Here is a 12,801-nt window from a genome sequence, read left to right as displayed (position 1 = left end):
TTTTATGTCTCTGCTGGGGAGGGTCGGCGCGGACTGGCGGTCACGCGACCAGGTTCATGACCTGGTCGATCACGGACTTCACACGCCTGGACTCCGGCGACTGGTGCGCGAGCGCCAACAATCCCGCATGCACCACCATGATCGTGTGCGCGGTGACGTCAGGGTCAAAACCCCGGCCGAATTGGGCGCGGTCGGCGCGAAGCCGTGCGCGCAACAACTCCTCGAGGCGCCTGTTGTAGCGTTCGATGCTCTTGCGGATTTCGGCCCGGTCGAGCGAGCCGTCGGCCGCTGAATTGATCGACAAACAGCCCCGCTGTCCCTTCTCGCCCGAACAATACGGGATGAACCCGGTGAGCCATTGCCTGATGGCGTCGCGGGCCGACCCGGGCTGTGCCAGCACGCGCTCGGCCCAGCCCAATATGCCGTCGTGGTAGCGGTCCAGCACCTTCAGGAACAGCGCGTTCTTGTCGCCGAAGGCTGCATAGAGGCTGGGCTTCGCCACACCGCTTGCCGCCGTGATCTCGTCGAGCGAGGTCGCCTGAAAGCCCTTCTGCCAGAACATCTGGCGGGCGATATCGAGGACATCATTCGGGTCGAAGCTGCGCGGCCTTGCCATGATCTCCTTTTATGTACTCCCGCGTCGGATGTGAAGGCCTCAACTCACCGTGAAAGCAATTTCAGCTCATTGACCGTCTGTCCATTATTTACTATCAAGTACAGAACAACGGGAGATCCTGCCATGAAGGCGATTCAGGTGGTTGCGTTTGGACGTGCTGCGGAGGTGGTGAAGCTGAACGAGGTGCCCGAATTGGGCAGCCCCGGGCCCGATGAGGTCGTCGTCGCCGTCGAAGCGACCCCGATCAACAATACGGACTTGCTGGTCATCGCGGGACGGTACGGCTATTTGCCGCCGCTGCCGGGGACACTCGGAATCGAGGGCGTCGGGCGTGTCATCGCCAGGGGATCGCAGGTCAAGAACCTCAAGGAGGGCGACCGGACGCTGATACCGGTCATGACCCCGACCTGGGCCGAGCGCGTCAAGTTCGCAACGTCCTGGCAGCGGCCCTTGCCCGAGCATGCGGACGCCAACCAGCTCTCGATGGTCGGCGTGAATCCGGCGACCGCCTATCTCCTGCTCACCGACTACGTCAAAATCCCCCGCGACGGATGGGTGATCCAGAACGGTGCCAATTCGGCGACGGCGCGTGCGGTGATTGCGATCGCCAAATCGCTTGGATTGAGGACCGTCAACGTGGTGCGGCGCGAGGAGGTGGTGGCCGAGCTCAAGTCGCTCGGAGCCGACGTTGTACTGGTCGACGGGCCGGATCTGGCGAAGCGCGTCGGAAAGGAGACCGGCGGGGCGCCGATCCAGCTCGGGCTCGATGTCGTCGGCGGTTCGTCTACGCTGAACCTGATGAATTGCCTGGCGCAGAAAGGCGTCCTGGTGGTCTACAGCGGGGTGAGTGGACAGCCCTTCAGCGGTTCGGTGCAACGCGCGATCTTCGGCGAGGTCTCGTTGCGCGGCTTCTGGCTCGGTCACTGGCGCAAGACCGCGAAGGACGACGTGACCGCCGCGATGTACGACTATCTCGTGCCGATGGTCGCATCCGGGGCGATCAGCGCCCCCGTCGATGCCACCTACGGCCTGGAGCGATTCCCCGAGGCGATCGCACAGGCCGCGACGTTCAAGGGCAAGGTCATCCTGACTCCCGGCAAGGCCTGACCTGGCTGGATCGGCTTCGTTGACTGGCGTTCTATACCCATCAGTCAACAACAGGTTCGGAGATGGCCTCATGCGTGGTCTCCGGCCCGCTGCGGCAGGATGAGCACCAGTGCGGCGATCGCGACCGCGAGCGCGATCGATGCCGTGTAGCGGCTAAGCGCCAGGCCACCGTGATCGATCGGCTTGTCCAGGAAGTCGCCGACCGTGGCGCCGAGCGGCCTGGTCAGGACAAAGGCGATCCAGAACAGCAGCGTGTGCGATACCCTGGTCCAGAGATAGGCGGCGGCAACGATCGCGATGCCGGCGGCAAAGACCAGTGCGCCGCCGCCGTAGCCGAGCCCGGTTGAATCGGCCATCCAGTCGCCGAGCGCCGTTCCCAGCGTCTGCGAGAACAGGATCGTGACCCAGTAGAAGGTCTCGGCCACCTTGTTGTCGATCGACGCGATCGAGACCGTTCCCATGGTGCGATACCAGGCGGCGAGCGACACGACCAGCAGTGCCGCGAGCAGCGAGGAGCCGCCCAGATATCCGATCCCGAGCGAGCGATCGACGAAATCGGCGAACGTCGTGCCGACCGTCGTCGTCGCGACGATCACCGTCCAGTAGAGGAGCGGGTGGAACCGCTTCGCCGCCATCTGCGCGGCGACGGCAACGGCGAAGATGATCGCGAAGATGGCCGTGCCGACGAGATAGCCGAGATCCATCGACATCGTCACGGCGTCGCCACCGGTTTCGCCCAGAGTGGTGGCGAGGATCTTGATGATCCAGAAGCCAAGCGTGACGGCGGGGACCTTGCCGGCGCGGGCGGCGGTCGCGGTATCGTAGGTCAAGTCCATGAGATCGGCGCTCCGGGTGATGGTCGGGATGATCAGGCCTTCATCGAGTCCATGATCGAGAGCAGGTCGGCGAGCGCCTGCTTGCACTTGGCGGCGTCGGGGCTGGTCTCGCGCAGCGCCGCCAGCGCCCGGTCGATCGCCTTGTCGACCGTGTGCCAATCGGCGGCCGCGCGCGGCTTAAGGCCTGCTTCGGCGTCATCCCATCTGGTTTCGAGATTCTTGATTCGAATCCTGGCGCCGGCAAGGTCGCCCTTGTCGACCAGTGCGGCAACGTCGATCACGATGGCGTGGAACGGCGAGAGATCGCCGAGTTTCGAAGCTGCGGCTTCCGCGCGCGGCAGCAGCGCCGGTCCGCCGCTGGCGTGCGGCAACGTGACGGAAAGCGCGAGGACTGCCGTCGCGACGCTGAGAATCGCCCTGTTCATCATGGTTCTCCTTGGTTGAGAGGACTTTGGTTGCCGTCCATCAGGACGAGCGTTGGATTCAATCCTTGAGCGGGACTTTGAGGTTCCGGCCCGCGTCGCCGTCGAACGACAGCCAGACAACCAGCGCGACGATCACGGTCAGGAAAGCGAGGCTGGTGGAGATGGTTCCGAGGCCGAGGCCGCCATAGTCGCGCGACTGCGACAGCAGGTCTCCGAACGAGGCCCCCAAAGGGCGGGTGAGGATGTAGGCGAACCAGAAGGTCAGCACCGTGTTGGCGCCGAGCGCATAGGCTGCCGTGACGGCCGCGATCAGGCCAGCGAAGGCGACTGCCCCGACATTGAAGCCGAGTCCCAGCGCTTCGGTCGCAAGGTCGCCCCCGGCGGTGCCGAGCGCGAATGTGAAGAGGATCGCGGCCCAGTAGAACAGCTCGCGACGTGTGGTGACGATGCTGTGGATCGACAGCGTCCGTTCGACCTTGAACCAGACGGCGAAGATGGCGGCCAGCGCGATCGCGAAGGCGGCCGTGCTGGCGTAAAGGCTGACCTCGAGCCTGTCGGTCAGCGCGTCGGTGATCTCAGTACCGACGATGCTGACCAGCACGACGGTCAGCCAGTAGATCCATGGCACGTAGCGGTCGGCGCGCAACTGGACCAGCAGCGCCACCGCGAGCAGGCTGGCCATCACAAGGCCGGTGATTGATGTCCCCAGGCCGATATGGACGGCAAGGTAGTCGGCGCCGGTCTCGCCGACGGTGGTCGACATGATCTTGATGGCCCAGAACACGAGCGTAACCTCGGGGACCTTGTTCAGCGTCGTGCGGCCGATGCGTATTGAGTCCTGCACAGTGTAAAGCTCCGCTCCTGAATGTCCGGCATCCGTGCCGAAGGCCGGGGGAAGCGTGCACCGCGGGACTTAGCTGCGGCTTAGTGCCCTCGGCGGAAGGTCTGGGAGCGCGGCCAGGCGCTAAGTTCCGCCTAAGTCTGGGCTGATATCATCGCTTGATGACGCCCCGGGCCCGCCGGCCATGCGCGAACTCCGCCGCGGCCTCTCCCGGGCGGATCATGATGGATTTACCGAGCGATGCGAGTGCTCCTGGTCGAGGACGACAAGATGATAGGAGCGGCCGTCGTCGAGGCACTGAAGGATGCGGCCTATGCCGTGGATTGGGTGCGTGACGGCGATTTCGCCATCGAGGCCACCCGCAGCGAGACCTACGACATTGCGCTGCTCGATCTTGGCCTGCCGGTGACCGATGGTCTCGACGTCCTCAAGACCGTTCGTTCGCAGAGCCGGCGTGTCCCCGTGATCATCCTGACCGCGCGCGATGCGCTCGAGGACCGCATCCGCGGGCTCGATCTCGGCGCCGATGATTACCTCGTCAAGCCGTTCGAGATCGCCGAATTGCTGGCGCGGATGCGCGCGGTGCTGCGCCGCGAGGGCAGTGGAGCGCCACCGGTGCTTAGCAATGGCGAACTCCACCTCGATCCCGCGACCCGCGAAGCGCGCCTTGCCGGCGAGGCCGCCGTGCTCAGCGCTCGCGAGTTCGCCCTGCTTCAGGCGCTGCTGACGCGGCCGGGAACGATCCTGTCGCGCGCCGAACTCGAACGCCAGATCTACGGCTGGAGCGAGGAGGTCGAAAGCAACGCGGTCGAATTCCTGATTCATGCCGTGCGCCGAAAGCTCGGTTCTGCCGCGATCCGGAATGTGCGCGGCGTCGGCTGGATGGTGGATCGTCCCAAATGCTGACGTCGCTGCGCGGGCGCCTGTTCCTCGGGCTCACCGTCATCATCGTGCTCACCGGCGCGATCGGCGGAACGTTTGCCTATCTGTGGGCGTATAGCGAAGCGATCGAGATGCAGGATTCCTCCCTTGTCCAGATCGGCAGCTTCGCGCTCACCGCCTCGATCAGGCAAAGCGGGCCGGTGAACGGGGTCGATGCGGACTCAGAGGTCGCGATCGTCGAGCTGGGCGCCGCGCCCCACGGCTCGGCCGAGGAGCGCCAGCTGTGGAGACTTACGGACGGGCTGCACAATGACCGGTATCAGGGGCAGCCGGTGCGCATCCTGTTGCGCACCCGGCCCGACGGCAGCCGCTTTGCGGTGACGCAACGCACCGAAATCCGCACCGAGATCGCAGGCGACATGGCGGTACGGACGCTGCTGCCGATCGCTGCGCTGGTGCCGTGCCTGTTGCTGGTGACCGCGTGGGTGATCGAGCGATCGTTCCGGCCGATGCTGCGGCTAGCCGACGATCTCGACACAAGAAAGCCCGACGACGTCGGTCTGTTGGCTGCGACCGGCGCGCCGCGCGAGTTGCGGCCGTTCCTCGGCTCGATCAACGGGCTGCTGGAGCGGGTGCGCGCCATGATGGAGCAGCAGCGGCATTTCATCGCCGACGCGGCCCATGAGCTCCGCACGCCGATCACGGCGCTCAGCCTGCAAGCCGAGAATCTCGAATCCCCCGACATGCCGCCGGCGATGCATGACCGGCTCGAAGCCCTGAGGAGCGGCATGCGGCGGACCAGGAATTTGCTCGAGCAACTCCTGGCGCTCGCCCGACAGGATACCGCGCCGCCCGCCGCCGGCGAGGCCGTGCAACTCGACATCATCGCAAAGGGCGTCGTCGCCGATTTGCTGCCGGAGGCAGCCTCGCGCGAGATCGATCTCGGTTTCACCATGGTCGAGCCGGTTGCGGTCAACGGCGATCCGCTTGCGCTCATGACGGTGGTACGAAACCTGGCCGAGAACGCGGTGAAGTTCACGCCTGACGGGGGCAGCGTCGATCTCGGAGTCTATCGCGAAGACGGCATGGCCGTCATCCGGATCGAAGACACCGGGCCGGGCATTGCGCCGGAGGATATCGATCGCATTTGCGAGCCGTTCTTCCGCGGCCGTCAGCCGAGTGGCGACGGAGCCGGGCTCGGACTGTCGATCGTGAAACGGATCGTCGATCGCGGCAGTGGATCGATCCGGTTCGAGAATATGACCGGTGCCGGACGGTCCGGCCTGCGCGTCACCGTGAAGTTGGCGGTGGTCGGCTATGAGGCCGCTCGGGCGACGTCATGACCGTTGCGTCTTGAGACCCGCCCAAACTATCGCTACCACTGGCAATCGGATGCGGGGCCGTGGAACGGCCGGTGGAGACCGGTTCGGTTCAGGGGTCCGATGAATTGTGCTTCAACGCATTGGAAACAAGGACATTCTCATGACCGACACGACGACGGAGCTCGAGGCGCTGCTGATGCAGCGGTCGCTCACCGATCCTCAGCTCTTGGCCGTGGCGGATGCGGCAACCGACTTCCGGATCCTGCCGGATGCAACCGTCATCAAGATCGGCGGGCAGAGCGTGATCGACCGCGGCCGTGCCGCGGTCTATCCACTGGTCGACGAGATCGTTGCCGCCCGCAAGGATCACAAGATCCTGATCGGAACCGGCGCCGGCACCCGCGCACGGCATCTCTACTCGATCGCGGCCGGGCTTCGCCTGCCGGCCGGCGTGCTCTCGCAGCTCGGCGCCTCCGTCGCCGACCAGAACGCCGCGATGCTGGGGCAATTGCTGGCCAAGCACGGCATCTCCGCGGTCGGTGGTGCCGGGCTCTCGGCCGTGCCGCTCTATCTCGCCGAGGTGAACGCCGTGATCTTCAGCGGCATGCCGCCCTATAGCCTGTGGATGCGTCCCGCAGCCGAAGGCGTGATCCCGCCCTATCGCACCGACGCCGGGTGCTTCCTCGTCGCCGAGCAATTCGGCTGCAAGGCGATGATCTATGTGAAGGACGAGAACGGTCTCTACACCGCGAACCCGAAGACCTCGAAGGGCGCCACCTTCATCCCGAAGGTCTCGGTGGCCGAGATGAAGGCCAAGGGCTTGCAGGACTCTGTGCTGGAATTCCCGGTGCTCGACCTGCTGGCCTCGGCGCGCTACGTGCGCGAGGTGCAGGTCATCAATGGCCTCGTTCCCGGCAATCTGACCCGCGCGCTCGCGGGTGAGCATGTCGGCACCATCATCACCGCGAGCTGAAGGGAGCGATCGCCATGAACGTCATCAACCAGATCAAGCATGTCGCTTCGCCGCTCGCGCGCCAGACCCTGCTCGACGGCGATCTCACCCGTCCCGTCGCGGGCGGCCGCCCGATCCAGCTGCTGCCATGGTTGCAGGTGGTCAAGATCGGCGGCCGCTCCATCATGGATCGCGGCCACGAGGCCATCCTTCCGCTCGTCGACGAGCTGCGTTCGCTGCTGCCGGAGCACCGCCTCCTGATCCTGACCGGCGCCGGCATCCGCGCTCGCCATCTCTACAGCGTCGGCCTCGATCTCGGACTGCCGGTCGGATCGCTGGCGCCGCTCGCGGCAAGCGAGGCCGGGCAGAACGGCCACATCCTGGGCTGCCTGCTCGCGCCGGAGGGCGTCTCTTATGTCGAGCACCCCACCATTGCGAGCCAGCTCGCCATTCATCTTTCGGCGGCCCGTGCGGTCGTTGGTAGCGCCTTTCCGCCCTATCATCACCACGAATTCCCGACCTCGCGCATCCCGCTGCATCGCGCCGACGTCGGCGCTTTCCTGATCGCGGACGCGCTGGGCGCTGCCGGCCTCACCATCGTGGAGGATGTGGACGGCGTGTACACGACGGATCCCAATGGTCCCGACGGGAAGCAGGCGCAGCTGCTGCGCGAGACCAGCGCCGCTGAGCTGGCGAAGCTGAAGGGCACGCTGCCGTTCGATCCCGCACTGCTCGAGGTCATGGCACATGCGCGGCATATCGCGCGGGTGCAGATGGTGAACGGACTCGTTCCCGGACGGCTCACCGCGGCGCTGCGCGGCCAGCATGTCGGGTCGATCATCCACACCGGCGCGCGACCGGCCTGAGCCTCCCGATTGCGGGCACAACGGTCTCGCGCCATTCTGTGGCGAGGCTCAAGCGGGCTCCTGAAGAAGACAGGACACGGGAGGAATCGGGCCATGAGGAAGCAAGTCGTCGCCGTCGGACTATGCTTGGCCGTCACCACGCCGATGCTGCTTTCTCGATCTGCCCAAGCCGGAACGCCGCTTGCCTGCGAGCAGCTCGCGGGGTTGAAGATCGACAACGTCAATCTGCTGTCGTCGACCAGGGTCGAGGCGACTGCCGACCTTCCCGCGCATTGCCGCGTGCTCGGCTATGTGCGGCCGGCGATCAACTTCGAAATCCGCCTGCCGGTCGAGGGATGGAACGGCAAGTTCTACATGACCGGCTGTGGCGGCTTCTGCGGCACGCTTGACAGCGACCGGGCTGGCTTCACCAATTCGATGAACTTCGGCTTGCGGCGCAACTATGCGGCATCGACCATGGACTCAGGCCATTGGGGCACATCGGTGCTCGACGGGCGCTGGGCCTACAACAACCGGCTCGCCGAGATCGACTGGGGGAGCCGCGCGGTCACCGAGACCGCGAAGGTGACGAAAGCGATCATTCGCGCGTATTACGGCGATCCGCAGAAGAAATCCTACTTCATCGGCTGCTCGACCGGCGGACGCATGGCGGCACTCGAGGCGCAGCGCTTCCCGGATGATTTCGACGGCATCATCAGCGGCGCGCCCGCGCTCGATTACACGGGCCTGGTCGCCACGCACTTCGCCTGGCTGGTGCAGGCCAATACCGGTCCCGACGGCAAGGACATCCTGAGCAAGTCCAAGGTCCCGCTGATCCGCGACGCCGTGGCAAAACAATGCGGCGATGCCACGGGACTCGTCACCGATCCCGCGGCCTGCAAGTTCGAGCCCGCAAGCCTGATCTGCAAGCCCGGCCAGAATTCCGACTGCCTGAGCGAAGCCGAGGCCAGGGTCGTCGAGAAATGGTACGGTGGCGCGAAGAATTCGAAGGGCGAGCAGGTGTATCCAGGCGGCCTGCCGAAGGGGTCGGAGCCGTATTGGCCGGTCTGGCTCACAGGCCTCGACCCTGCCGGCGGAAAGCTGATCTACGGGTTCGGTCTCGATTTCCTGCGCTACATGGCGTTCCAGGACGATCCCGGCGAGCGCTACAAGGCCGCCGATTTCGATTTCGACAAGGATCCGCCGCGGCTTGCGCATATGGCCGCGATCTACAACGCCATGAATCCGGACCTCTCACGCTTCAAGGCCCGTGGCGGCAAGCTCCTGATGTATCACGGCCTCGCCGATCCGATCGTCACGCCGCAGAACACGCTCGATTATTACGCCGCGGCGGAGAAGGCGGCCGGCGGCAACATCGCCGATACGTTCCGTCTCTTCATGATCCCCGGCATGGATCATTGCGGGATCCCCGGTCAGGCGGGGCCGGGGATCACGGAAGCCGGCTTCGATCCGGTCAGCGCGCTGGAGAAATGGGTCGAGGACGGCGTCGCGCCCGACACGCTTGTTGCGACCAAGACAGACAAGGAAGGCAAGGTGCTCTGGACGCGGCCGCTCTGTCCGTATCCGAGGAAGGCGACCTTCGCGGGGACGGGCGATATCAAGGATGCCGCGAATTATCGCTGCGAGTAGCATGCAAGGACGCAGGCGACCGGAACGACTACTTGATCGTCGCGTGCACCGTGATGACCGATGTGCCTGATACCGTCGGCCCCTGGCCGGTGGCCTTGATGGCGAACGTGTCGCTTCCCTTGTATTTTGCCTTCGGCGTGTATTCGAACGTCGACGCGTTGACCTTCTTCAGCTTGCCGTGCGCGGGTTTTTGCGAGATGGCCGAGTCGGTCACCGTGCCGCGAATCTCGATCGGAAAAGTGCAGGTGTCCCCGGCCTTGACGTCGATGTCGCCCGTCGGATTCTCGCCCCAGTTCGCCAGCGTGACCGACCTCGAGCAGTCGGACGCGGCGCGCGCCGGCACGAGGTCTGAAACTGTAACCACAAGCAGCACCAAAGCGGCGGTCTTCGCCAGCAGCGAAGCAAAGTCTAGCGTTCTCATGCAGGATTCACCCAGGAGACACCCCACGCCAAGGTTTTGCAACGCGGGCGCACGGGAGGCAAGGGCTTCAGCAGAGACGAATTGGAAGGCCGGCGCAAGGTCACCTTGCTGCTTCGACAGGGCGTCCCCATAGTCTTCTCGCGCGGTCCGATCGCGCTGCAGTGACCCAATGAAGAATATGAAGAAGAGGTATCCAATGGGTGAAGGTATCGGCGGACAAGCAAGCGCCCGGCAGGCCGGGTTCTCGGGCGTCACGCGCAAGACGCTGGAACGTCTTGCACTGCCTGATGACCACAGGGAACTCGTGGTGGCCGAGGTGACCTATCCGCCCGGTGGCGTGGCGCCGCTGCACCGGCATCCGGTTGGCGGCATCATCTTCATCGTCGAGGGCGTTGCCGAGTCCGCCTATGGCAGCGATGCCCCACGGCAATATCGGGCCGGCGAGACCTTGCAGGATCGGGCCGATCTGCCTCACACCCTGTTTCGCAATTGTGATCCGGAACGCCCGCTCCGCTTTCTGACCATCTATGCGCTCGAACCCGGGCGCGCCTACACGATGGAGCCGTGAGCACGCTCCGGCATCCTCATGTCAGAGCGCCATCTTGTAGCCGATATGGCTATCGACGAAACCCAGCCTTGCATAGAATCGATGGGCATCCGCGCGGCTCTTGTCGGTAGTGAGCTGGACGAGATCGCAGCCGCGCGCGCGGCATTGCGCGATCGCCCACTCGAACATCTGCTGCCCGACACCTGATCCGCGGTGGTCAGCCGCGATCCTGACCGCCTCGATCTGCCCGCGCCAGGCGCCTTGGCGCGCGAGCCCCGGGATGAAGGTGAGTTGAAGGCTGCCGATCACCTCGTCGTTCAAGGTCGCGACGATCTGCAGCTGGTTGGGATCGGCAAGGATCGCCTCGAACGCCGTTGTATATCGCTGATGCGGCGGGGAGCTGGCGTCCTCCCGCTGCTGCCCCAGGACATCATTTGCCAGAAGCGCGATGATCGCCGGAAGATCGGCTGCTTGGGCGCGACGGAACGTCAGCTGCGTCATTGAGAGGTCTCCACGAGACGGGGGCAGGGCGGATGCCTACTCCTTCTTCGCCGTCAGCCCGTCGATCATCGCGCGCGTCAGCGTCGCAATCTCGACGCGCAGCGCATCGAGTGGAACGGCGATCAGCTTCTGCTCCAGCCCGAGCGTTACCATGCCGTGCACGGCGGAGAACAGGCTGCGAGCGGTGACGCCGAGCTGCGCGGCCGAGCGCTGCGGGAACAGCGCGGTGAGCGGCTTGTAGATGTGGCGGAACAATTCCATCTGCTCCGCAACAGCCCATTCCGGCACAGGCTTGCCGGGCTGCATGCGGTGCTCGAACAGCGCGCGCCACAGTTCGAGGTTCTCGGCCGCGAACTCGCAATAAGCGACCGCGATCCGCACCAGCATGTCGCGCGGGTTGGTCGAACCACTGATCTCGGCCAGCGACAGCGACGCATCCAGGCGTGCCAGCGTGCGCGAGCCGACGCGCAGGATCAGTTCGTCGACATCCTCTACCAGATTGTAGACACCGCCATTGGCGATGCCGATTTCCTGGGCCAGGTCGCGCGTCTTCAGGCCGCCGAGGCCCTTTGCGGAGATCGCCCGTTCCGCCGCCTCGACTAGCGCTTCGCGCAGTTTTGCACGTCGTTCCAATGCCTTGGACATCATTCACCTGTCGTTAATCACAATTATGAGCGTTGCTCAAATAAAGCTTGAGCGATGCTCATTATGTGGTACAAAGGATTCATGAGCGATGCTCATAGCAGGGAGCGGCCAAATGTTCAAAACTGTTTTCACGCTTTTCCGCGGCACCGTGGCCGCGGCGGAAGAACAACTGGAGGACCGGACGGCGCTGGTCATCCTCGATCAGCAGATGCGCGACGCGGCCGCCGCCGTGGACCGCTCGAAGCGGACGCTGGCGCTTGCCATCGCCGGCGACCAGCAGGAGGGCCGGCGGCTCGAGGCGACCCACGCCCGGATCGCCGATCTGGAGGTGCGCGCCACGGCAGCGCTCGAGGGCGGCCGGGAGGATCTCGCCCGCGAAGCGGCGCAGGCGATCGCCAACCTTGAGGCCGAGCGCGATGCGGCGATGACCGCGCGCACGCTGTTCGCCGCGGAGATCACGCGGCTGAAGCGCCACGTTGCCAATGCGGAAGCGCGGATCTCCGAGCTCGATCGCGGCCGCCGGCTGGCGCGTGCGTCGGAAGCGGTGCGGTCGCTGCGCCGGAGCGGCATCGAGGCGGAGCGGCCCTACGAGTCGACGCTGCCGGAAGCGGAGGCGACGCTGAAGCGGCTGCGCGAGCGGCAGATGGAAGCCCAGGCCGCCGACGAGGCGCTGTTCGAGATCGACGCCGCGTCGGGTCCGCTCACAATTGCCGAGAAGCTCGCCGAGCAGGGCTTCGGCCCGCGCATGAAATCGACCGCCGACGACGTGCTGGCGCGGCTGAAAGCCAAGCGCCCGCCGGCCGCCTAGTTGCCAAGACCCCGTCAACCACAAACCACCTCGTATCATCAAGGAGAATATCATGAACCAGACCATCCAACCTCACAGCGGCGCCTGGGTCACCTTCACCTACGCGTCCTTCGCGGCTTCCGCCTTCCTCGTCGCCATCGGCGTGTTCTGGCTGCCGATCGATCTCTGGATGAAGGGCTATCTCACCATGGGCGTCGTGATGTTGATCCAGACCTGCGTCACGCTGACCAAGACGGTGCGCGACAACCACGAGAGTGGCAGGCTCGTGAACCGCATCGAGGACGCCAAGGCCGAGCGCCTGCTGATGGAAGTGTCCAAGGCGGCCTGAGCCGGAAGGGAAGCGAAGCGGCGGGTGGCGATCACCCGCCGCGTCGTGCTCGGACCAACTTGTTCCGTTTCCTGA

At 65.2% G+C, this 12,801-nt stretch carries 16 protein-coding genes; 9 read left to right on the top strand and 7 right to left on the bottom strand.

Annotated features, from left to right (window positions below; genetic code table 11):
• Positions 1–40 precede the first annotated feature (40 nt).
• The gene (locus tag JQ586_RS27555) at positions 41–616 is read right to left on the bottom strand and encodes a TetR/AcrR family transcriptional regulator (RefSeq protein WP_212397773.1); all 576 of its coding nucleotides are present in this window, start codon (positions 614–616) and stop codon (positions 41–43) included.
• A gap of 123 nt (positions 617–739) precedes the next feature.
• Between JQ586_RS27555 and JQ586_RS27550 the strand changes: the two genes are divergently transcribed.
• Positions 740–1,723, top strand: a complete 984-nt coding sequence (locus JQ586_RS27550; RefSeq protein WP_212397772.1) for a zinc-dependent alcohol dehydrogenase family protein — start codon at positions 740–742, stop codon at positions 1,721–1,723.
• A gap of 68 nt (positions 1,724–1,791) precedes the next feature.
• Here JQ586_RS27550 and JQ586_RS27545 read toward each other — a convergent pair whose 3' ends face one another.
• From JQ586_RS27545 to JQ586_RS27535, 3 genes are read right to left on the bottom strand one after another with little or no spacing between them, the layout of a single operon-like run.
• Positions 1,792–2,559 (bottom strand): hypothetical protein, encoded by a 768-nt coding sequence (locus tag JQ586_RS27545; RefSeq protein WP_212397771.1) that lies wholly within the window; start codon positions 2,557–2,559, stop codon positions 1,792–1,794.
• Positions 2,560–2,591: 32 nt separating this feature from the next.
• Positions 2,592–2,984, bottom strand: a complete 393-nt coding sequence (locus JQ586_RS27540) for a hypothetical protein (RefSeq protein WP_212397770.1) — start codon at positions 2,982–2,984, stop codon at positions 2,592–2,594.
• Between the two features lie 58 nt (positions 2,985–3,042).
• Positions 3,043–3,828: a hypothetical protein gene (locus JQ586_RS27535; protein WP_312017029.1), complete on the bottom strand. Its 786-nt coding sequence runs from the start codon at positions 3,826–3,828 to the stop codon at positions 3,043–3,045.
• Positions 3,829–4,065: 237 nt separating this feature from the next.
• Between JQ586_RS27535 and JQ586_RS27530 the strand changes: the two genes are divergently transcribed.
• The 5 genes from JQ586_RS27530 to JQ586_RS27510 all read left to right on the top strand — a co-directional run bounded on the left by JQ586_RS27530 (position 4,066) and on the right by JQ586_RS27510 (position 9,476).
• The gene (locus tag JQ586_RS27530; RefSeq protein ID WP_212397769.1) at positions 4,066–4,731 is read left to right on the top strand and encodes a response regulator transcription factor; all 666 of its coding nucleotides are present in this window, start codon (positions 4,066–4,068) and stop codon (positions 4,729–4,731) included.
• On the top strand, positions 4,725–6,050 hold the full coding sequence (locus tag JQ586_RS27525) for an ATP-binding protein (RefSeq protein WP_212397768.1): 1,326 nt from the start codon (positions 4,725–4,727) through the stop codon (positions 6,048–6,050). Before JQ586_RS27530 ends, JQ586_RS27525 begins: the two co-directional genes overlap by 7 nt.
• Positions 6,051–6,189: 139 nt before the next feature.
• The gene (locus tag JQ586_RS27520; protein WP_212397767.1) at positions 6,190–7,002 is read left to right on the top strand and encodes a uridine kinase; all 813 of its coding nucleotides are present in this window, start codon (positions 6,190–6,192) and stop codon (positions 7,000–7,002) included.
• 14 nt (positions 7,003–7,016) lie between these two features.
• Positions 7,017–7,847 carry a molybdenum storage protein subunit alpha gene (locus tag JQ586_RS27515; protein ID WP_212397766.1) on the top strand — a complete coding sequence of 277 codons (831 nt, stop codon included), beginning with the start codon at positions 7,017–7,019 and terminating at the stop codon, positions 7,845–7,847.
• A 93-nt stretch (positions 7,848–7,940) separates the two neighbouring features.
• Positions 7,941–9,476: a tannase/feruloyl esterase family alpha/beta hydrolase gene (locus tag JQ586_RS27510; protein WP_212397765.1), complete on the top strand. Its 1,536-nt coding sequence runs from the start codon at positions 7,941–7,943 to the stop codon at positions 9,474–9,476.
• Positions 9,477–9,504: 28 nt separating this feature from the next.
• On the opposite strand, the gene JQ586_RS27505 is transcribed toward JQ586_RS27510, so the two are convergent.
• On the bottom strand, positions 9,505–9,897 hold the full coding sequence (locus JQ586_RS27505) for an Ig-like domain-containing protein (protein ID WP_249148223.1): 393 nt from the start codon (positions 9,895–9,897) through the stop codon (positions 9,505–9,507).
• A gap of 196 nt (positions 9,898–10,093) precedes the next feature.
• Here JQ586_RS27505 and JQ586_RS27500 point away from each other — a divergent pair, with 196 nt between their 5' ends.
• On the top strand, positions 10,094–10,465 hold the full coding sequence (locus tag JQ586_RS27500; RefSeq protein WP_212397764.1) for a cupin domain-containing protein: 372 nt from the start codon (positions 10,094–10,096) through the stop codon (positions 10,463–10,465).
• Positions 10,466–10,486: 21 nt separating this feature from the next.
• Here JQ586_RS27500 and JQ586_RS27495 read toward each other — a convergent pair whose 3' ends face one another.
• Both JQ586_RS27495 and JQ586_RS27490 read right to left on the bottom strand, forming a co-directional pair.
• On the bottom strand, positions 10,487–10,945 hold the full coding sequence (locus JQ586_RS27495; protein ID WP_212397763.1) for a GNAT family N-acetyltransferase: 459 nt from the start codon (positions 10,943–10,945) through the stop codon (positions 10,487–10,489).
• A gap of 36 nt (positions 10,946–10,981) precedes the next feature.
• On the bottom strand, positions 10,982–11,590 hold the full coding sequence (locus tag JQ586_RS27490; RefSeq protein WP_212397762.1) for a TetR/AcrR family transcriptional regulator: 609 nt from the start codon (positions 11,588–11,590) through the stop codon (positions 10,982–10,984).
• A gap of 112 nt (positions 11,591–11,702) precedes the next feature.
• Here JQ586_RS27490 and JQ586_RS27485 point away from each other — a divergent pair, with 112 nt between their 5' ends.
• Positions 11,703–12,398: a PspA/IM30 family protein gene (locus tag JQ586_RS27485; RefSeq protein WP_212397761.1), complete on the top strand. Its 696-nt coding sequence runs from the start codon at positions 11,703–11,705 to the stop codon at positions 12,396–12,398.
• A 52-nt stretch (positions 12,399–12,450) separates the two neighbouring features.
• Entirely contained in the window at positions 12,451–12,726 is a 276-nt protein-coding gene (locus JQ586_RS27480; RefSeq protein WP_212397760.1) for a YiaA/YiaB family inner membrane protein, read from the top strand.
• Positions 12,727–12,801 lie beyond the last annotated feature (75 nt).

The organism is Bradyrhizobium jicamae, from assembly GCF_018130215.1.
In the GTDB taxonomy this organism is placed as follows: Bacteria; Pseudomonadota; Alphaproteobacteria; order Rhizobiales; family Xanthobacteraceae; genus Bradyrhizobium; species Bradyrhizobium jicamae_A.
The sequence above is the reverse complement of the archived record's forward strand: the minus strand, read 5'-3'. Positions and strand labels throughout refer to the sequence as shown.